At 46.5% G+C, this 24,538-nt stretch carries 28 protein-coding genes and 1 pseudogene; 13 read left to right on the top strand and 16 right to left on the bottom strand.

All coding sequences use genetic code 11. From position 1 onward, the window contains the following. Nucleotides 1-86 precede the first annotated feature (86 nt). On the top strand, nucleotides 87-1,664 hold the full coding sequence (locus OSC7112_RS23760; protein ID WP_015178289.1) for an adenylate/guanylate cyclase domain-containing protein: 1,578 nt from the start codon (nucleotides 87-89) through the stop codon (nucleotides 1,662-1,664). A 243-nt stretch (nucleotides 1,665-1,907) separates the two neighbouring features. On the opposite strand, the gene OSC7112_RS23755 is transcribed toward OSC7112_RS23760, so the two are convergent. From OSC7112_RS23755 to OSC7112_RS23740, 4 genes are all read right to left on the bottom strand, one after another. After that, the gene (locus OSC7112_RS23755) at nucleotides 1,908-2,417 is read right to left on the bottom strand and encodes a GNAT family N-acetyltransferase (protein ID WP_015178288.1); all 510 of its coding nucleotides are present in this window, start codon (nucleotides 2,415-2,417) and stop codon (nucleotides 1,908-1,910) included. 233 nt (nucleotides 2,418-2,650) lie between these two features. Continuing rightward, entirely contained in the window at nucleotides 2,651-3,739 is a 1,089-nt protein-coding gene (locus OSC7112_RS23750) for a tetratricopeptide repeat protein (RefSeq protein WP_015178287.1), read from the bottom strand. A gap of 191 nt (nucleotides 3,740-3,930) precedes the next feature. After that, nucleotides 3,931-4,245 carry a hypothetical protein gene (locus tag OSC7112_RS23745; RefSeq protein ID WP_223300682.1) on the bottom strand — a complete coding sequence of 105 codons (315 nt, stop codon included), beginning with the start codon at nucleotides 4,243-4,245 and terminating at the stop codon, nucleotides 3,931-3,933. A gap of 71 nt (nucleotides 4,246-4,316) precedes the next feature. Further along, on the bottom strand, nucleotides 4,317-4,571 hold the full coding sequence (locus OSC7112_RS23740; protein ID WP_015178285.1) for a hypothetical protein: 255 nt from the start codon (nucleotides 4,569-4,571) through the stop codon (nucleotides 4,317-4,319). Between the two features lie 300 nt (nucleotides 4,572-4,871). Here OSC7112_RS23740 and OSC7112_RS23735 point away from each other — a divergent pair, with 300 nt between their 5' ends. Then, entirely contained in the window at nucleotides 4,872-5,804 is a 933-nt protein-coding gene (locus OSC7112_RS23735; RefSeq protein ID WP_015178284.1) for a LysR family transcriptional regulator, read from the top strand. 166 nt (nucleotides 5,805-5,970) lie between these two features. Here OSC7112_RS23735 and OSC7112_RS23730 read toward each other — a convergent pair whose 3' ends face one another. Beyond that, on the bottom strand, nucleotides 5,971-6,303 hold the full coding sequence (locus OSC7112_RS23730; RefSeq protein ID WP_223300681.1) for a hypothetical protein: 333 nt from the start codon (nucleotides 6,301-6,303) through the stop codon (nucleotides 5,971-5,973). A 50-nt stretch (nucleotides 6,304-6,353) separates the two neighbouring features. Further along, entirely contained in the window at nucleotides 6,354-7,289 is a 936-nt protein-coding gene (locus OSC7112_RS23725) for an AraC family transcriptional regulator (protein WP_015178282.1), read from the bottom strand. 173 nt (nucleotides 7,290-7,462) lie between these two features. Between OSC7112_RS23725 and OSC7112_RS23720 the strand changes: the two genes are divergently transcribed. From OSC7112_RS23720 to OSC7112_RS23710, 3 genes are read left to right on the top strand one after another with little or no spacing between them, the layout of a single operon-like run. Beyond that, nucleotides 7,463-7,681 carry an SDR family NAD(P)-dependent oxidoreductase gene (locus OSC7112_RS23720; protein ID WP_015178281.1) on the top strand — a complete coding sequence of 73 codons (219 nt, stop codon included), beginning with the start codon at nucleotides 7,463-7,465 and terminating at the stop codon, nucleotides 7,679-7,681. 37 nt (nucleotides 7,682-7,718) lie between these two features. Then, a complete protein-coding gene (locus OSC7112_RS23715; protein WP_015178280.1) occupies nucleotides 7,719-8,210 on the top strand; it encodes a carboxymuconolactone decarboxylase family protein in 492 nt (163 codons plus the stop codon). A 9-nt stretch (nucleotides 8,211-8,219) separates the two neighbouring features. Then, complete coding sequence (locus OSC7112_RS23710; RefSeq protein ID WP_015178279.1) at nucleotides 8,220-8,957, top strand: SDR family oxidoreductase; 738 nt, start codon at nucleotides 8,220-8,222, stop codon at nucleotides 8,955-8,957. Nucleotides 8,958-9,032: 75 nt separating this feature from the next. On the opposite strand, the gene OSC7112_RS23705 is transcribed toward OSC7112_RS23710, so the two are convergent. Then, complete coding sequence (locus tag OSC7112_RS23705; RefSeq protein ID WP_015178278.1) at nucleotides 9,033-9,683, bottom strand: Uma2 family endonuclease; 651 nt, start codon at nucleotides 9,681-9,683, stop codon at nucleotides 9,033-9,035. Nucleotides 9,684-9,891: 208 nt separating this feature from the next. Then, a complete protein-coding gene (ispD, locus tag OSC7112_RS23700; RefSeq protein WP_015178277.1) occupies nucleotides 9,892-10,584 on the bottom strand; it encodes a 2-C-methyl-D-erythritol 4-phosphate cytidylyltransferase in 693 nt (230 codons plus the stop codon). A 172-nt stretch (nucleotides 10,585-10,756) separates the two neighbouring features. Between ispD and OSC7112_RS23695 the strand changes: the two genes are divergently transcribed. After that, complete coding sequence (locus OSC7112_RS23695) at nucleotides 10,757-11,719, top strand: glycosyltransferase family 9 protein (RefSeq protein ID WP_041623406.1); 963 nt, start codon at nucleotides 10,757-10,759, stop codon at nucleotides 11,717-11,719. Between the two features lie 106 nt (nucleotides 11,720-11,825). Here OSC7112_RS23695 and OSC7112_RS23690 read toward each other — a convergent pair whose 3' ends face one another. After that, nucleotides 11,826-12,119 carry a TRADD-N-associated membrane domain-containing protein gene (locus tag OSC7112_RS23690; RefSeq protein ID WP_015178275.1) on the bottom strand — a complete coding sequence of 98 codons (294 nt, stop codon included), beginning with the start codon at nucleotides 12,117-12,119 and terminating at the stop codon, nucleotides 11,826-11,828. Between the two features lie 524 nt (nucleotides 12,120-12,643). Here OSC7112_RS23690 and OSC7112_RS42450 point away from each other — a divergent pair. Continuing rightward, a complete protein-coding gene (locus tag OSC7112_RS42450; RefSeq protein WP_041622706.1) occupies nucleotides 12,644-12,853 on the top strand; it encodes a helix-turn-helix domain-containing protein in 210 nt (69 codons plus the stop codon). A 23-nt stretch (nucleotides 12,854-12,876) separates the two neighbouring features. Here the strand turns inward: OSC7112_RS42450 and OSC7112_RS38560 are convergent. Then, nucleotides 12,877-13,912 (bottom strand): annotated as a pseudogene (locus tag OSC7112_RS38560) (IS630 family transposase). Nucleotides 13,913-13,998: 86 nt separating this feature from the next. On the opposite strand from OSC7112_RS38560, the gene OSC7112_RS23675 reads away from it, so the two are divergent. Beyond that, complete coding sequence (locus OSC7112_RS23675; protein WP_051041540.1) at nucleotides 13,999-14,451, top strand: hypothetical protein; 453 nt, start codon at nucleotides 13,999-14,001, stop codon at nucleotides 14,449-14,451. A gap of 24 nt (nucleotides 14,452-14,475) precedes the next feature. Here the strand turns inward: OSC7112_RS23675 and OSC7112_RS23670 are convergent, their stop codons facing one another. Further along, nucleotides 14,476-15,768, bottom strand: coding sequence for a pentapeptide repeat-containing protein (locus OSC7112_RS23670; protein WP_015178273.1), 1,293 nt, complete (start codon nucleotides 15,766-15,768; stop codon nucleotides 14,476-14,478). A 119-nt stretch (nucleotides 15,769-15,887) separates the two neighbouring features. On the opposite strand from OSC7112_RS23670, the gene OSC7112_RS23665 reads away from it, so the two are divergent. Then, nucleotides 15,888-16,343, top strand: coding sequence for a pepsin/retropepsin-like aspartic protease family protein (locus OSC7112_RS23665; protein WP_015178272.1), 456 nt, complete (start codon nucleotides 15,888-15,890; stop codon nucleotides 16,341-16,343). A gap of 171 nt (nucleotides 16,344-16,514) precedes the next feature. Here OSC7112_RS23665 and OSC7112_RS23660 read toward each other — a convergent pair whose 3' ends face one another. Further along, complete coding sequence (locus OSC7112_RS23660; RefSeq protein ID WP_015178271.1) at nucleotides 16,515-17,027, bottom strand: DUF1648 domain-containing protein; 513 nt, start codon at nucleotides 17,025-17,027, stop codon at nucleotides 16,515-16,517. A gap of 101 nt (nucleotides 17,028-17,128) precedes the next feature. Here OSC7112_RS23660 and def point away from each other — a divergent pair, with 101 nt between their 5' ends. From def to OSC7112_RS23645, 3 genes are all read left to right on the top strand, one after another. Continuing rightward, a complete protein-coding gene (gene def, locus OSC7112_RS23655) occupies nucleotides 17,129-17,689 on the top strand; it encodes a peptide deformylase (RefSeq protein WP_015178270.1) in 561 nt (186 codons plus the stop codon). Further along, nucleotides 17,689-17,889 carry a hypothetical protein gene (locus tag OSC7112_RS23650; RefSeq protein WP_199292547.1) on the top strand — a complete coding sequence of 67 codons (201 nt, stop codon included), beginning with the start codon at nucleotides 17,689-17,691 and terminating at the stop codon, nucleotides 17,887-17,889. Before def ends, OSC7112_RS23650 begins: the two co-directional genes overlap by 1 nt. A gap of 177 nt (nucleotides 17,890-18,066) precedes the next feature. After that, complete coding sequence (locus OSC7112_RS23645; RefSeq protein ID WP_015178269.1) at nucleotides 18,067-19,404, top strand: PrsW family glutamic-type intramembrane protease; 1,338 nt, start codon at nucleotides 18,067-18,069, stop codon at nucleotides 19,402-19,404. Between the two features lie 36 nt (nucleotides 19,405-19,440). On the opposite strand, the gene OSC7112_RS23640 is transcribed toward OSC7112_RS23645, so the two are convergent. Both OSC7112_RS23640 and OSC7112_RS23635 read right to left on the bottom strand, forming a co-directional pair. Next, the gene (locus OSC7112_RS23640; RefSeq protein WP_015178268.1) at nucleotides 19,441-19,647 is read right to left on the bottom strand and encodes a PEP-CTERM sorting domain-containing protein; all 207 of its coding nucleotides are present in this window, start codon (nucleotides 19,645-19,647) and stop codon (nucleotides 19,441-19,443) included. Continuing rightward, on the bottom strand, nucleotides 19,644-19,883 hold the full coding sequence (locus OSC7112_RS23635) for a hypothetical protein (RefSeq protein WP_015178267.1): 240 nt from the start codon (nucleotides 19,881-19,883) through the stop codon (nucleotides 19,644-19,646). The genes OSC7112_RS23640 and OSC7112_RS23635 overlap by 4 nt, the downstream gene beginning before the upstream one ends. Before the next feature lie 673 nt (nucleotides 19,884-20,556). On the opposite strand from OSC7112_RS23635, the gene OSC7112_RS23630 reads away from it, so the two are divergent. Then, nucleotides 20,557-21,609 carry a Gfo/Idh/MocA family protein gene (locus tag OSC7112_RS23630; protein ID WP_015178266.1) on the top strand — a complete coding sequence of 351 codons (1,053 nt, stop codon included), beginning with the start codon at nucleotides 20,557-20,559 and terminating at the stop codon, nucleotides 21,607-21,609. A 427-nt stretch (nucleotides 21,610-22,036) separates the two neighbouring features. Here the strand turns inward: OSC7112_RS23630 and OSC7112_RS23625 are convergent, their stop codons facing one another. Then, nucleotides 22,037-23,023, bottom strand: a complete 987-nt coding sequence (locus tag OSC7112_RS23625; protein ID WP_015178265.1) for a GDSL-type esterase/lipase family protein — start codon at nucleotides 23,021-23,023, stop codon at nucleotides 22,037-22,039. A 190-nt stretch (nucleotides 23,024-23,213) separates the two neighbouring features. Then, entirely contained in the window at nucleotides 23,214-24,350 is a 1,137-nt protein-coding gene (locus tag OSC7112_RS23620; RefSeq protein WP_015178264.1) for an RNA-guided endonuclease InsQ/TnpB family protein, read from the bottom strand. Nucleotides 24,351-24,538: the final 188 nt, after the last annotated feature.

Here is a 24,538-nt window from a genome sequence, read left to right as displayed (position 1 = left end):
GAAACTTATCATAATGGTATTAAGTCGAGCTATTGGTGTTGCCTCTAGAGCGATCGAACTTACCTTATTTTTTAAGAATAGACTAGGTGGAAATTATTAATAGATTAACCTACAATCCTCCCTTAGCCGCGATCGAACTGCGGCTGCGATCGCTCCTTTCCGCTCAACTGTACGCTGCTGCGTGGGTAGATCCGTCCCCCGCAACGCTCATGGGGGTTTTCGATCACCTGCGAACTCTGCGCTACATCCTCCACGACTACGTGCCCAGACCCGTGTCCGAATCTCCGCCCAACCCGGGCGAGGTGCGCTACCAGTGGCAAACAGGCACCTTGCTGTTCACGGATTTGGCAGGGTTTACCTCGCTGTTGGAAGCGAATGCGGCCCAAGGGCGCAAGGGAGCTGAAAGCCTGCTGGGCGTTATTAACGACTATTTTGCCTCGATGATTGAAATTGTCAGCAAATCGGGCGGAGATTTGCTGGAGTTTACCGGAGATGCGATGCTGGTGCAGTTTCCGTCAGGAGTTTACCAAGAGGATACAGCGAGGGCGGTGCGGGCGGGTTTGCGGATGCAGCGGGCGATGGCTGAATTTGCCAATATTGAAACGGCGCGGGGTGTTTTGTCTTTGACGATGCGGGTGGGCATCCACTGCGGTCGCTATATTAGTGCTGACATCGGTACCCCGCTGCGGATGGCTCACGTACTGCTGGGGCATTCAGTCCAGCAAGCCAAGCAAGCTGAGGGTTGTGGGACTGTGGGGCGGGTGTGTGTGACTGAAACTGCCAGAGAGTCTGTGGGAGAGCAATTCCGTTTTGAACCCGGGAAACTGGGTTATTTTTTGGTGGCGGACGATTTCACGGACGATCGACTCGGAGAGTATGATATCACTTTGACTGGGCGGCGGATGCCGAGTTCGGTATTGCTCGATCGCAGCGTTGCGGGCTTGGTAAAAGAAATCGGGGAAGCTGTGAATCGGCTTGAACCCCTTGCTAGTTATATTCCCAAAACTATCCTGAGACTGCTGGTGGAAAATGCAGACAGGCGGAAAATACCGCCGGATTTTCCTGAACCGACGGTGATGTTTGTCAACTTGATAGGTTTACCGGAGTCTGTGGAGAAAGCTTCGCCGGAGGAAGAAGTCAATCTGGTAGTGAGTTATTCTCGGGTGTTTGCGTCGATCGATGCTGTAGTGTCAGCTAAAGGGGGCGTGTTGCAAAAAGTAACGGCGCACTTAGACGGTTCGGATATGCTGATTTATTTTGGCGTGCCCGACGCTCACACGGATGACGCCAGCCGCGCCGCTAGTGCGGCGATTGCGATCCGAGATATCATTGCAGGTTTGCCTCTGGTAATTATCGCGGGTGAAGAAGTAAAAGTAAGCTGTCAAATTGGGCTGTCCCTGGGGCCGGTGTTTGCTGCTGAGGTTGGAGAACCGCGAGGGCGCAGGGAGTTTAATATCCTCGGCGATACGGTGAATACGGCGGCTCGGTTGATGAGCAAGGCGGCGGAAAACCAAATTTTGATTGGTGAAAGGGTGTGTGAGTCGATCGAGCTAAACTTTATTTGCGAGGCTTTGGGATCTGTTGTTCTGAAGGGGAAATCTGCTCCAACTCCGATCTTTGCTTTGCAAGGTGCCAAAGGGGAGAAGGGAAAAGCGGGCGTTTAAATAACTCGGCTGGGCAATAGTTGTACAGGTTTTATGGTTCACCAAGGCAAGTACAGCACAACCGCTTTCCAGTCTGACTACTAAATGTTATTTTTATAATTTTTTACTATACATCACAATAAAAACCGCCACTTCGTCAGATCGGTTCCGGTTGCATCGGAATGATTTAACCGCAGAGAACGCAGAGAACGCAGAGGGAGACAAGAGAGAGATGAATAATTCCGGTGAAGGACGAAATTAATATCACTCGCATAGACTAAACTCCGATCGATACTTGACCGTTCCGCTGCAATCCTGCAAGGCTCCACTTTCTAACTCCAACACCATAAAAGCCTCATCGGGCACATCATATTCACATCCCAAATTCTTTCTACTAGCAGGAATGAACCCAAAACGCGGATAAAAATCTGGATGACCAAGCACAACCACTGCGTGAAATCCCGATCGCCCGCACTCTTTTAAACCCTGCTGGATCAGCAGCGTTCCTATACCTTGCCGCTGGTATTCGGGTAGAACTGCGACTGGTGCCAACCCCTGAATCGACAAATTGCTGGAACATTTTCCTGCGACGACAACCGGACTGAAGAAAATGTGTCCGACAACGCGATCGGATTGTACCGCAACGAAGGAAAATGTAGATGCAATTCCCCGCAATCGATCGACTAAGTTAGCCTCATTTTCTCGTCCGAATGCGGCAATATTGACGTTGCGAACAGCTTCTACATCTTCTGGTTTTTCAGTACGGATATCCATAGCTTAGATTAATTGTTTTGCAGCCGAGATTGCAGACGAATTACTACAGAAACTCTTGCTATCTTTCGAGCGCGATATTAATCAAATTATAGTGCACCTGAAGCTTTTTTCCTCTTTTTGAGCTATGTATTTTTGGCAACCAATTATACAACCACTTGCAGATGAATGCCCAATCGCCGCCAAAGTCGATCGCTTCCAATCTTCACGCCCGATGCGGAACCGCTTAACTGTCATTATTGCGGTACAAGCTGACCGGAAGACAATCGCTTAATACCCTCCATCGCTGTATTTTCTCCGGCTTGGTCACCGCCCTCACGAGCAATTTTTAAAGCTCCCTCGTAGGATTCGAGAGCTTGAGCATATTGACCGAGACTTTCATGAATTGCGCCCATATTGTTGAGCAAGCGTCCGATACTTGTCTTGTCGCCGATTGCTTCTAACATCGGTATTGCTTGCTGAAAATAGATCAGCGCTTGAGTATCTTTGCCGAGTTTGCGAGAGGTAAGTGCCATGTTGTTGAGGAGGCGGCCGACACCAGCCCGGTCTCCGATTTCCCGGCGAATTGCTAAAGCTTGGTGGTAAAATTCCATCGCTCTATTAAAGTCGCCGATGTTGTAGTAGACGCCGCCCATGTTATTGAGGGTACGGCCTAAATCGCGCCGATCGCCGGCGGCCGTGCGAATCGTCCGCGCTTGCTGGTAAAATTCGATCGCCTTGGCGTAATCTGCCTGTTCTGCGTACACGGCCGCGATGTTGTGGAGGGATTCTCCGATTTCAATTTTGTCGTCAGTAGTTTTGGCAAGTTCCAAAGCTTCTTGGTGCAGTTTCATCGCTTCGGAAAAATTGTCCCCAATCCGGTTAATGAAACCGATGAGATTGAGAGTGCGCGCGATACGACGCCCTCCGCTGATTTCTCGGTGAATGACTAAAGCTTGCTGCAGAACTTCCAAAGCTTTGGGCCTCAAACCCATTTCGCCATAAGCTTCCCCCATATTGTTGAGGGTTTCTCCGATTCCGGCTTTGTCGCCGAGTTGCTTGCGGATTGCCAAAACTTGCTCAAAAGTCTCGATTGCTTCTCGAAACAAACCCTCGCGGTGCTGTTTTACTCCTGTTTCAAAGAGTTCGTCTGCTTGCGTTTTGGGGTCAGTTGCCTGAGCGCCTGAAGCGAAGCTATCCCGTAGGGAATCGATCGCTTGGGCGCGCCTCGCGTTTATAATTGGGCCATAAGCCCGAGCGTCTGAAATTGCCAGCAGGCTGAGTGCGGGCGATAAGACAATACTTATAGCTGCGAGATAGCTGAAGTGATAAGAGCGGCAGTGCACCGATCGAGTCCTCCAATAGCTAAGTGATCACTATTAAGATAGAGCTTTTTGGGTTGTTCCTGCCGAATTTTTTCTCAATCCCTAGGTTCCGATACCAGTTTCAAAAAAGAAGGCAACTGTAGACCCGTGCTTCAAACCCATACATAATCAGTCGTTCCCAATTCTTCAATCCAAAATCTAAAATCTAAAATCTAAAATCGCATGACTGGGTTTTTGTCTTGCCAGACGGCCATAATCAGCGGCATATTGTTGAGAGCGGATATGAGAGCAAAGTTTTTGCTGGGTGGAAGCGATGCTTTTTCAGAGCTTTGCAAGATAATGTCCTGTTGGTCTAGCGTGATCCAAGCAGTTCCTGACAAAACTTGAATTTCTCGATGAGTTTGAGGCAATCTGTATACCTCGTTTTCCATCAGAATAATGCGATCCTCTTCGAGGGCTCCGCTAACGGGCGCTGCACATTCGGAAGATATTTGAAGCATAGCATCTCCTACTTGGTAATTGCTCATTGGTAACTGCTAATTGGTAATTGCTAATCGAGGACTGTATTTCACTTCATTTCCACGCAACCCACACACTACTATTGGCAATAACGCCGATCGATCCAAGCGCGCATTTCATCCTCCGTCGCCACGCAGGTAGAACGACCGGTCGCCCGATCGCAACCGTGCCACCAAGTGTTACCATAGCGATCGCACGTCTGCCAAATTCTCAGTTCGTCCTCACCAGAAATGAGGTAGAGCAAAAAATGCCAAATTTTATTTATAGCTGAAAAGAGAGATTGCCCTTGCTGTTTTTCGGATGGTTTAGCTCGATCGGCTATCCAAAAAAACATCGTTATTCGGGGGTTTATCCGACTTTTGTAAGTAGACATAGCCAACACCTTAAAGTGATAACTCCTACAAAAATTGCACCAATAAAATTACAAAAAATAGCTTTGAACTGCAATAATTGCATCGCAATTACAGCAGAATATCGTTGTCGTGCAAGTCCTGTAAAAGTTGATCTGTTACCTGATAAATTAACCTTAACTCTGGGGCAATTGACAATCAAAGCATTGCTTGCATAGGTTGTATGAATAAAATCGATATATCGAAACCCTTGTGACAATTTGGGTACTACTGGCACAAACGCTATGAAGGAAATCAATACGCGGCGGATGAAACTCTCTCAGATTCAAGCTTTGATAGCTGTAGCAGACTGTGAAAACTTTAGCGAGGCGGCTTTGCAATTGGAACTGTCCCAATCCGCCATCAGCCACGCCATCGCCTCTTTAGAAACAGAATTGGGAGTGCAATTGTTCCACCGGGGGCGACACGGTGCTCAACTGACGCCAGTGGGGCAAAGGGTAGTGAGTCACGGGCGTCAAATAGCCTGCGCCTTAGAAATGATGGTAAAAGAAGCGGATTTAGAAAAAGGTTTGCAGGGAGGCCAGGTACGGATAGTTACTTTTCGGAGTGTCGCAACTCATATCCTACCGGGTATTATTGCTAAATTTCGCAGTTGCTTTCCCAAAATTACGGTTAGCATTACCGAAGTTTATTATACCCAAGCTGTGGAAGAGGCTTTGCGATCGGGCAAAGCAGACATCGGTTTTGTCTCTCTTCCCATCTCCCATGAATTTGAAACAAGGGAAATTTTGCGGGATAAATATGTTGTATTGCTGCCGCCAACTGCAAAATTGTCAAGTGCTAAGATTACCTGGAAAGAATTAGCGGCTTATCCGTTGATTTTGCAGCCGGTCGAAAATTCTTGTTCTGTACCGCTGCGAAAATATTTGACAACTTCGGGGTTTCCCTTAAATATCGCTTACGAACTCAGCGAAGATTCAACGATTGTCAGTATGGTGATGCAAGGTTTGGGTACAGCAATTCTTCCCCGTTTGGCGGCGGAACCGATACCTACTTCGGTGAAAGTTTGCAGTTTGCCTGCGGATTTTGAAAGGGTAATTGGGGTGGCTGTTTTGAGGGATGGGTTGTTGATTCCGGCCGTGTTTGCGTTTTTGGATTTAGTTAAAAGTGCCGCAGAGGTTGATAGTGAGGGCGATTTTCCGATTAATCCTTCATGATAAACTTAAGTCAGTTGTTATTGGTTATTGGTTAGATTGGGATTTTGTTACCGCAGATATCAGCAGATGAACACAGATGAACGCGGATGGGATTGTATGTGCGTTTATCTGCTTTCATCTGCTGTTTAAAAAAATTCGCATCAGCAATAGTACGATCGCTGATTGCCTATTTCATGCGTTTGGCAACAAGACTAGAACTGTCGCCTTGGTGGAATTTGATTCGACCGTCTAGTGAATTTTTACCCTTTAATCTCAGCCAACCGCTACCAGATGCAGGCTCACATTCGTCATTGCCATCCCATGTAAACTCGAATCGCTCATCATCTCGATCTTTTACCACTTCGCCGTCAATTTGACCTGATACTAAACCGAATTGAAATTCTCCCGAACCTGTGGGTTCAATCTCGATATAGGCTTCAACTTCCATGTCTAAGTAATCACTATCCCACAGTTCCATCTCTGCGATCCGCCATTTACCGCTATATTGCATTCGTTTCATCCTCCACTTGTATTAATCGAACAAAACCAATATAGTCGAAACAGTTACGCTCAAGCAGTACGCAAACGCTCAATATCCCGGATCGGCGGTGCACCAAACATACGAGAATATTCGCGGCTGAACTGTGAGGGGCTTTCATAACCCACCTGATAGGCAGCATTTGCCGCATCGAAGTTTTCGGCAAGCATCAGGCGACGTGCTTCTAATAGTCTTAATTGCTTTTGATATTGAAGTGGACTCATCGATGTCACTTCCTTGAAATGGTGATGGAAAGATGAAGGAGACATATTGGCTTGTCCTGCGAGATACTCAACCCGCATCGGCTTTGTAAAATCAGTTTTGATGAGTTTTATCGCCGAAGCGATGCGCTGCATATTGCTGCCAGATGTCGCAATCTGGCGGACTGCTTCGCCTTGTTCGCCTATTAAAAGGCGGTAATAGATTTCGCGGATAATCATCGGTGCCAGGATAGGGATATCCTGCGGTGTATCCAAAAGTCTTGTCAATCTGAGAGCACAATCGAGCAACGGTGCATCGGCATTGCTGACGAACAATCCTCTAACAGAGTTTTCTGTCTTATTTGCACTTGGCTTGGTTTGGGCAGTAATAATGTCGCAGAGTTGGCGCGGATCTAGATTCAGCTTGAATCCTAAATACGGCTTGTCTGGGGTAGCCTCTACAACAAATCCGCTAATCGGCAAATCAACCGAAATGACAAGATATTGAGCCTGGCCATAACGATAGGTTTCCTCACCCAGCAAGGCTTCTTTTTTGCCCTGAATGACGATGCCGAGAACAGGTTGATAGACACCGTGCATTGCGGCGGGAACAGAAGATTCTCGCGTAAATTCCAGCTTATCTATCTCTGTTTTATGAAAGCCGTTCCCTTTGCCGTCGGTGTGCCGAGTTAGCAATGTCGCCAGTTCTTGACACCGATCGCCGATCGCATTTTGGTTGATTGCTTGGTTGACCTTTTCAATCGCCATGCTAGTTTTTGATTGATTTAACCATTCTCTTTTGCATTATAGAGCATCTTTATCGGTTCGGGAAATCTGGGTTTGGAGGATTAGGCAATAAAGTGCGAGGTCTGTGTATTTAGGATTCTTGCTCTTACTCATACTATGAAGGCAGGCGAATAAAACAGTAAAAGGATAAGGCAATGACCGAAGAGAAGACAAAAATCGCATTGGTAACAGGGGCGAGCAGAGGGCTTGGCAAAAATACCGCGTTGAGTCTGGCCAAGAAAGGGGTCGATGCGATCGTGACCGATCGCAACAGCGATGAAGAAGCCAAAAGTGTTGTATGTGCGATCGAAGCGATCGGGGCTAAAGCTGTTGCACTGCAATATGTTTCTTTAATTAAAATCAGCCTCGCTTGAAGGAAAATGTTAGCAAATCTATCAGCGAGGCAAAATCATGAACAAGCAATTTTTAACTTTCACCGTAGCGGGATTAATATTTATGGTTTCACCTACCCGATCGCCAGAAACAGTTCTACAACCTTCTGAAACAATGACACGCCAAGATCGGGGCGAAAAAGTTCTGAATAGTTTGTCAGGTGGAAAAGGTTTGCCGCCGCATTTTGTTCAGCTTCAAAAAGATTTCCCAGAACTTGCCGACATGACGCTCAAATATTCCCTAGGCGATATCTGGGCTCGTGAGGTGCTAGATAATAAAACCCGCCAGCTTATATCACTTGCAGGGTTTGCGGCACAAGGCACAATGCCGCAATTCAAAGTTCACGCTCAATATGCCTTGAATTACGGTGCTACCCCGGAAGAGCTGATGGAAGTTATTTATATCACCACAGTGACTTCCGGTTTCCCCCGCGCCTTGATTGCGGCAGGAACTCTCAAAGAGTTGTTTCAGGAAAATAACATCAAATTCCCAGTAACATCACAAAAATAGGAGATATCAATGTCAAACTTAAATGGAAAGGTCATTATCATCACTGGAGCGAGTAGCGGAATTGGTGAAGCCACTGCTAAATTGCTTGCTAAAAACGGCGCGCGAGTGGTTTTAGGCGCACGTCGCACCGATCGCCTAGAAGCGATCGCCAAGGACATTGGCACCGAGGGTGGAACAGTCGAATACCAGGCTCTAGATGTGACGCAACGCAGTCAAATCGAGGATCTCGTTCAATTTGCCCAAAGTAAGTTCGATCGCGTAGATGTCCTGATTAACAATGCTGGCATCATGCCCCTATCCGCACTCGAACAACTGAAAGTTGAAGAATGGGATCGCATGATTGATGTCAATATCAAAGGTGTTTTGTACGGCATCGCGGCGGCACTTCCGGTCATGAAAGCACAAAAATCTGGTCAGATTATTAATCTTTCCTCGATCGGCGGACACGCGGTTTCTCCTACTGCTGCTGTTTACTGTGCTACTAAATTCGCCGTTAGAGCCATCTCAGAAGGCTTGAGACAAGAAGTTGGGGGCGACATTCGGGTGACGGTGATTTCTCCTGGAGTAACGGAGTCTGAGTTAGCCGAGAGCATCACTGATGAAACTGCAAGATCGGGAATGCAAGAATTTCGCAAAATAGCTATTCCTGCTGCTGCGATCGCGCGATCGATTCTATTTGCGATCGAACAACCTGACGATGTTGATGTTAGCGAAATTATCGTCAGACCAACAGCAAGCCCTTACTAACGAAACAGGAAACTTCTCTCTTGAAAATACGGTATGATGAAGCTCGTAATTTGGCGGCCGCTAATGCCCAATTCCCTAGTTAGATTTCGCCATATCTCTCACCCAGTTGCGGAAATTAACCTCCGCTTCTACTTCATCTAGCTGCGCTGCTGCCAAGAATTCGTAGAGCTTTTCCTTGGGAACGATCGGAAAAGTGGGGCTGACCGATACTTCCAAATACTCATCGTTCTCTAGCTTATAAATTCGCCATTCTCTACCATTGTACCGCCAAAACTCGGGTACTCCCATACTGGCATAGAGAGCTGGCTTATCAATATCGGTATGGGTGATATCTACTTCTACGACTAAATCGGGTGGCGGATCTGTGGCTAAATCTACTGTACGACCGGCGACGAGGGGCTGATTTTGGATATAATAGGCATTATCTGGTTCTGCGCCGCGATTTAAGTCCGATCGATCCAGGGTTGTCGAACCCATCGTTTTAATCTTCAAACCTAGTTCTACCACCAAAATCCAAATCAGTTTTTCGATTAAGCGTGCTGAAAATTCGTGTTCTTCTAAAGGCATGGTAATTTCTAAAGTCCCTCGATCGAATATCAATGTAGCCGCTCGGTTATCGCCTAAAATCTGTAGCAGTTGTTGATAACCCTGCCAAGTAATATTTCTCAACAATACTCGCTTTTCGCCTATGAGTAACGGAGGTGCGATCGGTGCAACAGAAATCATATGTTTACTTCCAGATATGATATTTCTAAGATAACATAAGGAACAGGCAAGATGCCTGTTCCACAACTAACAAATTTTTATTGAACGGGCAAGATGCCTGTGCCACAAATAAATTATTATTGAACAGGCAAGATGCCTGTGCCACAACTAACAAATTATGATTGTGGAACAGGCCGAAGAGCCCGTTATTAAAAATACTCAACAAATTCTATTTACTCTGCTCTGTTCTCTGCCGCAAAATAAATTCCGCTAGTGCTAAATCAACGGGTGTTGTGACTTTCAAATTCGTCTCTTCTCCCTCCACAATTTGCACTGGTAAACCGCATTTTTCAAACAAAGCCGCATCGTCGGTAACTTCCCAACCTTTCTGTCGCCCTTCTTCGTGACACTGCTTTAACAATTTCACTTCAAATCCTTGGGGAGTCTGGGCTGCCCACAAATTGCTTCTTTCAGGGGTGTCTCGCACGATCCGACGCTCATCTACGACCTTAATCGTATCCTTGACCGGGACGGCGACAATCAAGCCCGGACAGGTCAAGAGGGCCTCTGCCGATCGATCGAACAATTCAGCAGTTGCCAAACACCTCGCGCCGTCGTGAATCAACACTCGATCGGCATTGGGCGGCAAAGCCTGCAAACCGTTGTAAACTGACTCTTGCCTGGTGGCGCCTCCTTGAATCAGTTCCACAGGCTTAACCAAAGATAAATCGCTCAGAATTGCTTTAAAATCAGGAAAATCGTCTGGCTGGCCCATGATGCCAATCCAGCTAATGTGCTGCGAAGCTTCAGCCGCAGCCAAAGTCCAACTCAGCAATGGTTTAGAGAGCAAAGTCAGCAGCAGTTTGTTCCGCTGACTCCCCATCCGTCGCCCCGAACCCGCTGCAGGAATTAATAAGTGCATTTACTAACCGTTTTTAACCCAACTAGATATATATAATAAGAGCGTCCTGTACTTTTGAGTCAGTTGTTTAGCTGTCAGCCAGTAGCTTTTAAGGTCTAGAAATACTATAAGCTGATAGTTGAGAGCCGATCTCTGAGAGCTACCTCGATCAATAATAGCCCGATCGTTTATGATGCGAATACTAGCACTTGTCCCTGGCGGCATTGGCGACCAAATTTTATTTTTCCCCACCCTCGATGACCTCAAGCAGTCTTATCCAGAGGCGCAAATTGATGTCATGGTGGAACCGAGGGCAAAGGGCGCTTACCGAGTCTGCAAATCCGTCAAAGAAGTCTTGACGTACAATTTCAAAGACCGCAACGCTATGGCAGATTGGGGCAATTTACTAGGCGTAATTCGCGATCGCGAATACGAAGCAGTGATTTCCCTCGGCCAGCGGTGGACTGTAGGGCTGCTGCTGTGGCTGACCGGCATTCCGCAGAGAGTAGGCTATTCGGGAACCAACGGCGCTCGATTTCTCACTGCTGCTGTACCGCTGAAAACTGAACAGTACGCCGCTTCAATGTACCACGATTTGCTGCAAGGATTTAACATTAAAAATCCTTGTCCGCCACTGGCAATTAATGTACCAAAACAGGACATTCAGTGGGCGGAAGCCGAACAGCAGCGGTTGGGCGTAAAAGAAAGCGGCTACATTCTAATTCACGGCGGTTCCAGTCAATTAGCTGTGTCTAAAGGTATTGACAAAATTTACCCTACAGACAACTGGAAACAAATCATCGAAGACTGTCAGCAGCGGCAGCCGAATTTGCCCGTTGTTGTTGTGAAAGGCCCCGAAGATGCAGACTTCGTAACAAAGTTAGTCGAGTTATGTCCGAATGTAAAAGTTATCTCGCCGGATGATGTCGGCAAGTTGGCGGCCACTATTGCTGCTGCTAATTTGATGATATGTACTGACAGTGCGCCGATGCACTTAGCTGTGGCGGTTCAAACTTATACAATAGCTTTGTTTGGCCCGACTGAACCGGCGAAATTGTTGCCAAAAAGCGATCGATTTTTGGGCATTAAATCTCCTACTGGCAAAATGGCAGACATCTCTCCTCAAGAGGTTTTGAAGAAAGTTTGGGGCGGCTAAAAACTAGGATATCTAAGTCAGGACACGGCACTGCCGTGTCCCTAGAATTTAGCTGCGTTCCAGCCCCGGGGGAGGAGGAAAGAAGTTGGGAAGCTAAAACTGGATGTTAGTCTTCCAAATCATCCATCATCTGCAGCAATTCCTTCTTCTTTTGCTGGGCAAACTCAATGCTGCCCAAACTTGTCAACAATCCGCCCGAAGCAGTGAGAGTAGCCTCTGAGATTTTCTCACAAAATAGAAGTGCGATCGCTCCGAAAGTAACCATTGCCGATGCAGCGGTGACAAAAAGGGCAAGATTGTAGCTTTGGCGAACTTGCCACAATGATTCTCGCAGCATTTCTTGCTTAATTTCGCTATAATCTTCATCAGGTTGCGAGTTGCCGAATAAGTTAAAATTCATAACAGTTTCCTTTCCTAAATACTGATAAGTTTTTGTTTCTACAATTACTCTACCGAAGCAAACAGCCAGAGTCTAGGGGAGATAGGGCGAGTTTTAATTTGCGATCTGCCCTAATTTTTGGGGCAGATAGGGCAAGAGATTACAAACTATCTGTCCTATACAGACAGAAATATTTAAATATAGAATGTGAGTGCGATCGGAGTTACGGATGAATAATCCTGCAATCTCGCTCCCGCTAGCCCCAATGCTGTTTCATTCCCCCGAAACTAGCCAGGTAATTCATTCCCTGGCTAATAGCAAAAGTTGGTTAAAACCGACTAAAATACTAATTTTTAGTCCTCTTTGAGAGGACTTTCGCTATGAGACAGGGAATTCATTCCCTGTCGGACTGTCGGATTATAGAATTATCGAATTAACTGAAAAACTAACAACGATACCTAAAAAATACTATGCGCTAATTCGATCAAGTTCAATCGAGTGCAACTGGAAAAATTAAGCTCATAGCATCATACCAAGAAGCTGGATTGACGATAAAAAAACTCGCGGACAAAACTAATGTTTCCGAGGACACAATTAAGCGCTTACTCGGTACAAAAGACTGTCCTAATGGCGTAGAAAGATGGCAAGTTACCAACATAGCTAAAGCATTAGGAATAGAAGCCACAGATATTGTTGATCCAAAAGATTGGAATGCCGAAAATATGCTGCCGCCCGAGTTTGAATCACTCATATAGCTATCCTAAATGACTTGTGAACACTACCCATACATATAAATTTTCGGAAAGCCAAATACTTGACGATTAAGAAAAAACATAAATAATCTCTTGACGATTGCAAAAGATTTACAGCGATCTGCGAATTTTCTCAGGAGATTTTTTCCTGGTAGCCAAATATCTTCGAGTGGATTTTGTTCAGGGGCATTCGGAGCTTAGGAGATACAATTTATTTTCCATTCCTCGGGGCTTTTTCCTTTATTTACTAAGTCTAAATAATCCCTTAACTCTTGTGATTTATGATAACTTGCTCCCTCCCAAATAATTGTCAGTCTTGAGTTGGGGCGTTGTTTTATTAAAATTTTCAAAAACCTAATTGTATTTGATGAATCTCCTTTCTTATATGGTCGGACTAAAAATTCTTTATTTCCATAATCTCATGCCCCATAATAGGTTTGTCTCTGTTTCTGATTTGTCATCTCTACTTCTATTCTCCTATCGCTTTTTCCCCAGATATACCCGCATAAATCTTCCCACAATAAGTGACACTAATCCAACATAAACACGCATAACTTATCTTTTTCTAGATCTGACTTCCATGTTTCTAGGTACTGATTAATTTCTTTTTTTTTCACTTACGAATTTAGGATCGCCTTGGGGATTTTTCTTCTGGGACTTTTTCCAGCTAATTTTGGCTGATTATCATAAAGAATAGTAACTTTGTTGAGACTGATAAATTACGTCATATTTTGACTCTATATGGATAGCTAATTCTGCCAAATCCCATATTTACTTCTGACTTAACCAGAGGATAATTTCTTCTTTGTCTGATTGGCTTAAATAGCTAGGCTTCCCTTGGTCAGCTATTTTTAGCCCGTTCACTCCCCAGGTTGAAAAAAATTTATGCCACTTACTAATAAATCCTAAAGAGACATTTAACAGTTTTCTAATTTGACGATAGGATATTCCTGAAAAACTCCATTTAACCGCTAATGCTCCTTTGACTTCTCTAGCATCTGGATTTCCTTGAATAAAATGTTCTAGTTCTTGCTTTTTGGGTTCGAGTACCTGGCTATCCATTCTGAGAATATTTTGTTAGTTATGTCTTTTATATTTTACCAGATGGGTGTTCACATCTAATTTAGGAGCGCTATAAGAAAGCGGATATGCTTACCTACCAGCAACTTAGAGCTTGGGCAAATTCTCGTCATCCGAACAAAACTCCGGGATGGGTAGCTAAGAAATACTGGCCAACCATAGAAAACGATAATTGGAGTTTTGCCTCTAGGAAAAAAGGAAAAGTAATGCGCCTCAAAAAGCACTCTGAAACACCCATCGGCAGACACATAAAAGTGCAAGGGAATCGCAGCCCTTATGACGGAGATTTTCTATACTGGAGTACGAGAATGGGCAAGCACCCTGAAATCTCAACTACAGTGACAACACTCCTCCATCGACATTGCCACGATGTTAAAACAGCCAAGGACGATCGAGCTGGCGGTATGCGTAACCAGCACCAAAGCACAGAGGAGCCGTGTGCGGAGAAATCCGCAAGCACGGTTCTGAAGACGAGTCGCTCCGGTGACGGGGCGGCTTCGTTTAACAAGCTTACGCTGTAATCTTTGATTCAGCATAGGAGGATGTCACCGTCCGAGTTTATTGGGAATCCCTTCGCAGCCGCCGGGAATAGTCTCTCTCGACTTCGAGCCGCACCAAGCGCAGCAGTAATAGCGCTGCTCCTCCGATAGCCGCTTGACACCGGTGAAATCAACACGTTCAACCACAGCGCCGGTATGTTCGCCCGTTTGATAGTTGGGAAATTCGGTACGGCTGCGGGGGGATGCAGTTTCTGCCGAGCCGTAGAATAAAGCGGCGCCTCTCATGTCGGCGCGAGCGAGATTGGCGTCGTACAAGACAGCGCGGGAGAGGTTGGCTTTCACTAAATCGCACTTGCTGAGATTGGCGCGGACGAGGTTGGCTTCGCTCAAATCCGTCCACCGCAAATCAGTGCCAGCCAGGTCAGCACCCGCTAACATGACATTGAGATCGATAACGCGGATACCGTGCTCTCTATCTTCAGCGTAGCCGCCGTCGCCGTCAAGGATGGCGCGGCCTAAAAGCCGATCGCGCTTCAGAGGAGTAACCAATCTCGACTGCGACAAAAACCGCAGAATTTTAGCTTTACCTTCAGCATCTACACTGCTCATAATTGCAGCGGTGCGCCCTTCTGCGATCGCCCTTTCCTGCGGCCAGTCTTCCAAAAACCCTTGTTCGTCAAGGGCTAAGTCCGAAACCCCTTGAAAATAAGCATCGATCGTTTGCTGCTGCGTAATTCGATTTTGCTGAATCGTCAAATCTTTCGAGATCACGTACTGCCGCCAAGCCACGTAAACGCCCAAAATTGCGATCAAAATTTGGCCCAAAGCGCCGATCAGCTCGCCTAGAGCGCCGATGGCGTCCCAGTTGATTTGGATGTTGCGGCTTCCCGGTTCAGTATTAGTACCGCTGAGCATCAGCAAGCCAACAATCCCAGCTAAAAGCCCAAAGCAGGCGACAATCAGCGTGCGCCAAGTAGGCGGAATTACCTGCGCCCAGATTTTGCCCCAACTCGGCCACATCAGCCGCAGCGATATGCCGATCGCACCGACAGCGCCAATTAAACCCAGCCAAATGTTGTCATTTGCCAGCCCAAAAATCATCGCTGCGATCGACCCCAGCGTCAGCACCGACCCCGACTTCTCAGCAGTCGTTTGTTCCGGCTGCCGCGGCAATAAAACCTTGCGACTTGGAGGTGGCGGCACCGGTTTTTCGGGTTCAGCAGTAGCGACGATTTTCCCTGATTCTGGTGGCACAGTCGGGTTCGCACCGTTCAGACTTTCTACAGTCACGTTAGACTCAGGGCGATTGGGTTGAGAAGAGTTTGGTTCTGGTGTCATGCGTTGAGGCAAATTCTAACTGTGGCTGGTCAATAAAACGATTTTAACTAACCAAGCAGGATTCTAGATAATATTACAATATAAATCTCCACTAATTACACTCAAAGAGGTAACATACTATGGCCCTGGTACTCCCCAATCTGCAAGAAAAACAAATGGGTCAAGTAATCACTACAATCACCCTCACGAATTTTATCGATCTAGTTATGGCTGAACGGGGTTTCATTCCTGCTGAGGAAGTTCGCTCTGTTTACCTCGATAACGTTGTTGTCGATACCGGAGCTACTCTGCTTTCCTTGCCAGCTCCCATTATTAGCCAACTAGGTTTAAGACAAGTAGGAGAAAGAGATGTAGAAACATCGGCTGGCATCAAAAAAGGTCGAATTTTTGCAGGCGCTCAAATTATTGTAGAGGGGAGAGAAGGCAGATTTGATTGTTTAGAATTGCCCGAAGGCGTTGCGGCTGTTTTGCTGGGCGTGATTCCAATGGAAGAACTAGGCTTAGAACCCGATTTGAAAAATAGACGGTTGCGAGTATTGCCGATGAACAATCAGCAAACATATCTGATGGGTTAGTCGATCGGCGTTTACCCTAGCACAAACATCTCGCCTGTGATTCTTATCATGTCCAGTTAATTACTAGCTTAAACAAAATATTTGATTTGTTCGACGGGACATAATATCATTAGCTGTTAATACTTTTATAACCAAAAAAATGTTGGTATCTGTAATTGTTTTGCCCTACATCTAGCGAGCCAAATAAGCCTTGCGAAAATACACGCCAACCGTCGCAAATATCAAAACAATTATCCCCAAAACTAACTCCACACTAAACCTTTGAGCATTGCCCAAAGCCACGAGAATTTGCTGTCGCACCACAAATGCCAACAGCCAACAAGCCTCAGCTTTCAGCCAAACCAAAAGGCTTCGCGCCAACAGATATTGCTGGCGCGCATTTTCCTCAGTAATCCGTACCGGATAATTAAAAGTATGCGGATAACGAGATACCGCAGTTAAAACTGCAAAAGTAATTGCAGCGGTCGCTGGCACGATCCAAATCGTCAGCTTGTCGCCCCAAGTATCAGGCTGCCCCCCCAAGCCGAAATGAATCGGAATTCGATCGGGCAAAACCCCCCAAAACTGTACGATGAGCAAAACAGCCAGCAAAACCGCGATCGCAGCTAAAAGTTCTACCGTCACTAAAACAGGCGAAAGCCCCAGAGAAATAACCGGCCGTTGGTTTGGTGCGTTTCCAGTCATGGCTACTTAAAATTAGATGTATATTGAAAATACATAGTATTGGTTCCAATTTCATCCCCCAACAGCTTTCGTTGGGGTTTCCAAACATCCCGCGAGGTCTTATGACGGCTCAGGTCTTGATTGAAAAGAAAAAGTTAGAAAAACCGCCCCTAACAATACACACATTAGGCGATCGCGTCCTGCGGCAGCCAGCCAAGCGCGTCAAAAGCGTCGATGCAGAAATTCGGCAGCTAGTCCGAGAAATGCTGCAAACCATGTACAGTGCCGACGGTATCGGTTTGGCCGCCCCCCAAGTCGGAGTCCACAAACAAGTAATCGTCCTCGACTGCGACCCGGAAAACCCCGCCACACCCCCAATCGTTTTGATCAATCCCACCATCAAAAGTAGCAGCAGCGATATCTGCATCTTGCAAGAAGGGTGTTTGAGCATTCCGGGAGTTTATTTAGAAGTCAAACGCCCAGAAGTCATTGAAGTATCCTACCGCGACGAATACGGCCGCCCACAAACCCTGATAGCAAAAGAGTTACTGTCGAGGGCAATTCAGCACGAAATGGATCACCTCAACGGAGTGCTGTTTGTAGACAGAGTAGAAAACAAGCTGGCACTGAATGAAGCATTAATCAAGCATAAATTTTCGCCAAAGGCAGTAAAATCAGTATGATGGCAGGAACTCCGAAAAGTGGTTTACTCTTAGCTCTTTCGTGCATCACTGCGATCGCAGCAGTCGGCTCCATCTTTGAGCTGTCCTCGGGAGAAGCTCAACTTGGCAATTTAGTCACGGGCATCATTCTCGCCCTCAGCGTACCGCTAACTGGCATATTTTTCTATGCAGCCGTTCAGGATGCCAGGGCAAATCTATAAGCAGAGTTATTAGTCATTAGTCATTAGTCAGCAGTTATTAGTAATTAGTAATTACTAATTAGTCAGCAGCTAACAACCAATAACTGTGGAATAAAGACTGCTCAAAAATAACATCAGCTAACAGCTCGCGAGCTCATGACCAATGACTAATGACTAATGACTAATGACTCATAACTCATGACTAATGAAATCGGATTTCTGCGACAAGTGCCAGCCAAAGACGCTGTGGGAACCCCAGCATCCAAATACCAACTTTCTGAAGATGGGGAATTGGTCATCGGACGCGATCGCAATTGTCAAATAGCTTTAGAGTCGATCGGTCACGGCATGGTTTCCCGTCGCCACGCCACGATCCGTCCCCTAACTCAGGGTACTTTGACGAGATGGGAAATTTGCGACCTCAACAGCGCTAACGGAACTTATATCAACGGAAAAAAGCTCTTTGGCTGCCAAACTTTAGAAACAGGCGATCGCATCAGTCTCGGCCTTGACGGCCCTGAATTTGTATTTGAATCTCCCGTAACCCCTTACCAAAATAAACCCGGATTAAGAGCACCAGAAACGGGCAATTTTGCTGGTAGCGAAAAAGACGCTCTCACTTTAACTCAATTATTCCCGATCGCCTCCACTGGCAAACAATTAAGCCAAAAAGCTTACTTATATCCAGGTATCGCCACAGTTATTGTTGTCGTGTCGATGTTTGTCGCGGTTGGAAATTCCGCAGCATTCAACCTGCTGCTGTCAGCTTACCTCGCCGGTGCGGCTTACTACTTTATCTATCAACTCTGTGGCAAACACAAGCCTTGGTGGATGTTGCTTGGTTCGGCTTTAGCTACAGTCCTGATTGTGATCAGCCCCTTATTAATTGGATTTATATTAGTATTTAGAGAAATTTTGCCCGGCCGCCTGCCAACCGAAGGCGAAACAATCAGTTTTTTGCCTTTTTTGACCAGAATGTTTTTCGGGGCGGGTCTAATGGAAGAATTGCTGAAAGCCCTGCCCGTTTTGGGAGCGATGTTGCTGGGAAATTGGCTGAAAAATCCGTGGCGCGATCGAATCGGCGTTTGGGAACCTTTAGACGGAATTCTCTTAGGAAGTGCCTCGGCAGTCGGCTTTACACTGTTAGAAACTCTGGGACAGTACGTTCCCAATATCATCCAAAATGTCACCCTGCAAGCAGGGCCGGACGCCGGACAATTAGTAGGATTGCAGTTGCTAATTCCCCGCATTTTGGGTTCGGCCGCCGGACACATGGCTTACAGCGGCTATTTGGGATATTTTATCGGTTTGAGCGCCCTCAAACCCAGGAAGCGCTGGCAAATTTTGGGCGTAGGTTATTTCAGCGCTTCCGCACTTCACGCTTTGTGGAATGCGTCAGGAGCAGCCAGCGTACTTTTGCTGGCATTGGTGGGAGTTTTGTCCTATGCGTTTTTGGTAGCCGCGATTTTGAAAGCCAGAGCTCTGTCTCCGAATCGAAAGCAAAATTTTGCAACTCGAATATTTTCTGAAAAGTGACTGCTGAGTGCTTAATTGTTAAGGTGCGATCGCACTTCAAACTGCCATTTTTTTCTTGTGTTTTAACCAGGTTAAACCTGCCAATGCTAAAGCTGTGCCCCCAGCGGCGAGAGGTTCGGGAACTGGTTCGGGTTCGGTATTCACTAGGGTGTAATAAACATCAGAGTACCCCCACCCTCTAGAGTATGGAATATAGGTATCGACGATGAGCAATCCATCGTCTATATATGATTGATAGTTCATCTGTCTGTACGCAGTCCGCGAAAATCTCCTTGCTCAAAAGAAGCTGTAGCCCCTGCCAAATTGTAATATTTTTCCCATCCTTCCAATCTTCCCTCGGAAACGGCAATTTCTTCATATCCTATTCCTGTAAGCGAGGAGTTATTCAACTTAAAAAAACCGCTACGTGAACTATTTTCCACTTGGAAATTGTAGGTTAGTACAGCGGCTTGTGCTTGGTCAACTCCTACGAATGACACCGCTGCATAACTTAAAATTGTGCTAAGCTGTTCTACATTTAAATTGTCTGTTAAAAAAAATCCCCGTCTTGTGGGGTGGGCCTATGAGCCCGCGGAGAATATACAATTTAAATGCGCGACAGCTTAGCGATCGCACTTCCTAATCTGGGCCTTTGTTTTTGACTCATTGTTTTTTATTAAGCTTTACGTAAGTCTAATTTATGTGAGTTAGCGATCGCCCGTAATTATCCGCATTCTTAAAGTAAATTTTTTTGAATTCCAAGATTGCCGAATGTAAACAACCGAAGTAATACTGATGTGTCACCTGTTTTATTTGTATAATTTATGACTTTTACTATTACTTTTGAACGCAAACCAGAAAAATGTTCGATCGCAATCGCCAAATATTCCGACGGGTTTGTGTTGTGGCGATGCTGCAGACGATCGTCCCGATGTATACGCACACTTAATAAATTGTGTCAATACGCAATTTCCAGGCATTTTACCCCTGTATTCTGCCCTTGTGTATGATTCGCTACTGCTTAGTTGCCTGATGCGATAATCGCAACTGAACTTAGAAATTCTTCACAAATAGTTTGACTGTGGTACTATCTGGATGGCTGTGAGTAGCTGAGGGAAGCCAAGGGGCTTGATTCCTGTGGTGGTGGAGGAGAATCCAGGAGTGCTAGATAGGATGTCATTGGGATACGCAAACGTTTTCGCCCAGCGAAGTCAACCCGAACCCCTCCGCATTGGGGTGATTGGGGTTGGCAATATGGGCCAGCACCACACGCGAGTTCTGAGCTTGCTAAAAGATATCGAACTCGTGGGTGTTGCAGACATAAATGTAGAGCGGGGAATAGATGTAGCAAGCAAATACCGGGTTCGCTTCTTTGAAGACTACCGAGATTTGCTCGCCCACGTAGATGCAGTTTGCGTCGCCGTTCCAACTCGCCTGCACCACCCTGTGGGGATGTCTTGTCTCCAAGCGGGTGTTCACGTTTTAATTGAAAAGCCGATCGCGGCTAGCATTGCCGAAGCCGAATCTTTGGTCAACGCGGCTGCTGAGGCCCACCGGATTTTACAAGTGGGTCACATCGAGCGCTTCAATCCAGCTTTTCAGGAACTCGGCAAAGTGCTGAAAACTGAAGAGTTACTGGCATTGGAAGCTCACCGGATGAGTCCCTATTCCCAGCGGGCTAACGACGTATCGGTAGTTTTGGATTTAATGATCCACGACATCGACTTGCTTTTGGAATTGGCAGATTCCCAAGTGGTGAAGCTGACGGCCAGCGGCAGCAGGGCCTCAGATTCCGGTTATTTAGACTACGTGACAGCGACGTTGAACTTTGCTAACGGCATTGTCGCCACCCTGACTGCCAGTAAGGTGACGCACCGCAAACTCCGTTCAATCGTGGCTCACTGCAAGAATTCTCTGACAGAGGCAGATTTTCTCAACAACGAAATCTTGATTCACCGGCAAACAACCGCCAATTACGTGACGGATTACGGTCAGGTGCTTTACCGTCAAGATGGGTTGATCGAGAAAGTTTACACCAGCAATATTGAACCGCTCCACGCAGAATTGGAGCATTTTATTAATTGCGTGCGGGGTGGAAATCAGCCTTCTGTGGGAGGAGAACAAGCTCTCAAAGCTCTGCGGCTTGCGAGTTCGATCGAGCAAATGGCTCTCGACGGTCAAGCTTGGTATCCGAAAGAGCTAGAGTCTACATTGCAAGTTAGCTAAATCGAGACAAATCCTGTCGTTTCCGGGTGCTTTTACAGTTTGGGTTTGTTGTTCGTTGAAGAGGGTAACTGTTCCCATGCAACCGGATTCGATGTCAGTCGATTTGAGATTGGACAATTCGGCGTGAGAAGTTCGGCGAGCGCGTGCGTCGAGTTGCGCGAGCGTCGAACGATTTTAGACTTTAGATTGACAATCAAGCATCCAGGATACAAGCCCCCGGATTCATCCGTCCAGAAATAAAAAACCTGTATCCGATAAAGAGCCGAACGTATTTATCTCGCGCAAGTCAAGGCTTTAATCTAAAATCTCAAATCTCAAATCTCAAATCGATTGACTCTGCAGATGAATCTGGGGGCTTGAACTAAGGTTTCAACTTTTTTGCTCTCGACAACAGGAGTTGTAGGCAAGTATCCGTCTTTAGGTGAAGTCACGATTTATGCCAAAAAAGAGCGACTATTTGACGACTGATGGTTTTGCTAACTAGCTGATTTCCTTGAGGACTGAGGTGAATGCTGTCTCGATACAAAGTTGGAAATTCGGTCGCACAATTGAAAATGGGAAGAAAATCTATGTAAGTAATTTTCTCTGTTTCTACGAGTTCGGCGAGACGCGCTCTAGCATTGACTTCCCAGTCGCGAGGGCCCGGGCCGCCGAGTTCGCCCCGCTTGGGCGTGACGGCTAGCAAAAACTCGACGTTGGCGGATACAGCTATTTTCTGGATTTGGCGAATAGCCTCTAAGTTGCAGCCTACTACATCGCCGCTTGTGGCTCCGGGTGCTGCCAATTGGCGAGTCGGCACTGCAGGTAGCAGGTAGCGGCTCAATAACTCTAGCGTAGCCGATCGGGGTTTGCGATCCGGGTAAGATCGATCGCGCCCCACAACCAGATCGCAAGGAGCCGATGCAAACAAATCGTCCGTATTGAGCAGCAAAACCACAGCCTTTGCCCCAAAAACACCGAACCGCTTGGCGTAAGCAAGTTGATTCCTCGGCCCCCAAGAATTGGCTGAGGCGTTGAGAACTTCAAAATTTGAATAGTTGACTTGTGAACGTAATTGTGCATCGCTCGCCAGATTCTGTACTAGCAGTCTCAAATTCCGAGCCATAATTTCCGAGATCGTATCTGTCTGATGAGTCCACCAACCGCCGTTGGCGACAGAATCTCCCAACAGCAAGACGCGCAGAGTTTCTGGAGAGGCGATCGGGGCGATCGGTCCGCTACGCATCGAATACTCGTTAATCTCAATCCGGTTGCCCAAGCGGCGCACTTTCTGGTTGGGCGCCAACAAATAGCCGCACTCGGCATCGGCAATATAAATCAAGGGATTACCAAAACCCAGCAGCACCCGCAGCAGCACTTCGATTGCCGCCCCCAATCCTGCGGTGACAGCCAAAATTATGAGAACAACTTTCACGACTTAACCTCGTTGACGGTACTCCCCGGCAGACCAGCGCGGGGATTCTTAAAGGCTGCTTGAGGGTGGGCCGGGGCCACACCCTCAAGCTTTCTTCTTCTTGCTTCCGCGACTCTTAACTAGACCGTTGCCAGTCCCCGTCAGACCGTCTCCACAAGCATTTTCTTTAATGTCCAAGAAGCGTCCCTCCTCAGACAATCCTTGAAAAGCGGATAACTTGAGCTGCTGCTACGTCTCTATGCGTCGTGTAACCACACTCAGGGCATTGGTGGAGTCTTTCTTTAAGCTGCTTTTTACCTGTGTGCGTATCGCATTGAGGGCATACCTGCGAGGTGTAATCTTTATTCACCTTGCCAAAATATACGCCTCGTTTCCAGCAAACCCATTGCAGTATTGACACGAATTGGGCAAACCCAGTATCTAGCGTATGCTTGCAAAACATCCCTTTAGCCCAAACCCTGAAATCGATATCTTCGACGAATACCATTCCGGCCTGGTCACAAATATGATTAGCTTGCTTAAAATGCCAATCTTTGCGGGTGTCGGCAATATGCTGATGATGTCTAGCTATCTTTCTGTTTAGCTTGTGGCGGTTGTTTGACCCTTTTTTCTTGTTCTTTAACCGACGTTGCAGCAATTTCAGCTTGCGATGTTTGGTCTTCAAAAACTTGGGACGTTTAACTACTTCACCATCAGATGTTGCCAAGAATTGATCCAAACCAAGATCGAGCCCTATTGGATTTCCCGATGCTACAGGGTCGGGCACGTTAACATCACACCTCAGTGACATCACGACAAAATACCCTGAAGCCCTGCGAACTATCCGAGCTTGCTTGATTACAAATCCGTCTGGTATCTCCCTAGACTTAATGAACTCCACTTGACCCAGTTGGGGAAGCTGAATCGAATTCCCTTGGATGCAATTTTTAAGCATTTGGGGGAATACAAACGACCTCATCCGATACTGGTTTTTAAACCTTGGGAAACCCATTCCTTTGCGCTGCACATCCACAAAAGCTGTCTCCAGTCGTCTTAAGATTTGTTGGAGTACTTGAGCGTTCACAGTTTTTAGCTCTGGGATTTGCTCTTTTGCTTCTGTCAATGATTTGCTTTGCTGGAAATAATTTGGGTAAGCTGCATCAAGCGGAATGATGTATTCCTTAGAAATCGAGCAAGCATTGACCGCACATTTACGAGAGTCGATCCAGTCCTTGCGTTCCCGCAAGGCGTAGTTCCAAACCTTGCGACAAACCGTTAGAAGGCGCTCAATTTCTTGAGCTTGCTCTGCGGTTGGCTTCAATTTGTACTCGTAACTAAGGTTTAACACTGCTCGTTTTCCCTGACTCTACAAAATAAAGTAGCATTTTGTAGAGTCAACGACAAGCAAAGCAATCGAAGGTAACTTGCAGGCTAAAGCCTGCCTCTAGCTTTCATCCCCGGTCTAAAGACACGGGGTTCTCAGCATATTTGCTATAGAATTCTAGAATATACCGTGACTCATCCGCCGTCAGCAGT

Source organism: Oscillatoria nigro-viridis PCC 7112 (assembly GCF_000317475.1).
GTDB classification, from domain to species: Bacteria; Cyanobacteriota; Cyanobacteriia; order Cyanobacteriales; family Microcoleaceae; genus Microcoleus; species Microcoleus nigroviridis.
The sequence above is the reverse complement of the archived record's forward strand: the minus strand, read 5'-3'. Positions and strand labels throughout refer to the sequence as shown.

What these genes read in the sequence shown, in the direction of transcription:
- OSC7112_RS23675 (WP_051041540.1), top strand. Translation starts at nt 13,999, where the DNA reads ATGCTTACCTACCAGCAACTTAGAGCTTGGGCAAATTCTCGTCATCCG.
- OSC7112_RS23720 (WP_015178281.1), top strand. Translation starts at nt 7,463, where the DNA reads ATGACCGAAGAGAAGACAAAAATCGCATTGGTAACAGGGGCGAGCAGA.
- OSC7112_RS23665 (WP_015178272.1), top strand. Translation starts at nt 15,888, where the DNA reads ATGGCCCTGGTACTCCCCAATCTGCAAGAAAAACAAATGGGTCAAGTA.
- OSC7112_RS23725 (WP_015178282.1), bottom strand. Translation starts at nt 7,289, where the DNA reads ATGGCGATTGAAAAGGTCAACCAAGCAATCAACCAAAATGCGATCGGC.
- OSC7112_RS23735 (WP_015178284.1), top strand. Translation starts at nt 4,872, where the DNA reads ATGAAGGAAATCAATACGCGGCGGATGAAACTCTCTCAGATTCAAGCT.
- OSC7112_RS23670 (WP_015178273.1), bottom strand. Translation starts at nt 15,768, where the DNA reads ATGACACCAGAACCAAACTCTTCTCAACCCAATCGCCCTGAGTCTAAC.
- OSC7112_RS23660 (WP_015178271.1), bottom strand. Translation starts at nt 17,027, where the DNA reads ATGACTGGAAACGCACCAAACCAACGGCCGGTTATTTCTCTGGGGCTT.
- OSC7112_RS23745 (WP_223300682.1), bottom strand. Translation starts at nt 4,245, where the DNA reads ATGAGCAATTACCAAGTAGGAGATGCTATGCTTCAAATATCTTCCGAA.
- ispD (WP_015178277.1), bottom strand. Translation starts at nt 10,584, where the DNA reads ATGCACTTATTAATTCCTGCAGCGGGTTCGGGGCGACGGATGGGGAGT.
- OSC7112_RS23705 (WP_015178278.1), bottom strand. Translation starts at nt 9,683, where the DNA reads ATGATTTCTGTTGCACCGATCGCACCTCCGTTACTCATAGGCGAAAAG.
- def (WP_015178270.1), top strand. Translation starts at nt 17,129, where the DNA reads ATGACGGCTCAGGTCTTGATTGAAAAGAAAAAGTTAGAAAAACCGCCC.
- OSC7112_RS23730 (WP_223300681.1), bottom strand. Translation starts at nt 6,303, where the DNA reads ATGAAACGAATGCAATATAGCGGTAAATGGCGGATCGCAGAGATGGAA.
- OSC7112_RS23695 (WP_041623406.1), top strand. Translation starts at nt 10,757, where the DNA reads ATGCGAATACTAGCACTTGTCCCTGGCGGCATTGGCGACCAAATTTTA.
- OSC7112_RS23690 (WP_015178275.1), bottom strand. Translation starts at nt 12,119, where the DNA reads ATGAATTTTAACTTATTCGGCAACTCGCAACCTGATGAAGATTATAGC.
- OSC7112_RS23755 (WP_015178288.1), bottom strand. Translation starts at nt 2,417, where the DNA reads ATGGATATCCGTACTGAAAAACCAGAAGATGTAGAAGCTGTTCGCAAC.
- OSC7112_RS23645 (WP_015178269.1), top strand. Translation starts at nt 18,067, where the DNA reads ATGACTAATGAAATCGGATTTCTGCGACAAGTGCCAGCCAAAGACGCT.
- OSC7112_RS23650 (WP_199292547.1), top strand. Translation starts at nt 17,689, where the DNA reads ATGGCAGGAACTCCGAAAAGTGGTTTACTCTTAGCTCTTTCGTGCATC.
- OSC7112_RS23640 (WP_015178268.1), bottom strand. Translation starts at nt 19,647, where the DNA reads ATGAACTATCAATCATATATAGACGATGGATTGCTCATCGTCGATACC.
- OSC7112_RS23630 (WP_015178266.1), top strand. Translation starts at nt 20,557, where the DNA reads ATGTCATTGGGATACGCAAACGTTTTCGCCCAGCGAAGTCAACCCGAA.
- OSC7112_RS23740 (WP_015178285.1), bottom strand. Translation starts at nt 4,571, where the DNA reads ATGTTTTTTTGGATAGCCGATCGAGCTAAACCATCCGAAAAACAGCAA.
- OSC7112_RS23710 (WP_015178279.1), top strand. Translation starts at nt 8,220, where the DNA reads ATGTCAAACTTAAATGGAAAGGTCATTATCATCACTGGAGCGAGTAGC.
- OSC7112_RS23715 (WP_015178280.1), top strand. Translation starts at nt 7,719, where the DNA reads ATGAACAAGCAATTTTTAACTTTCACCGTAGCGGGATTAATATTTATG.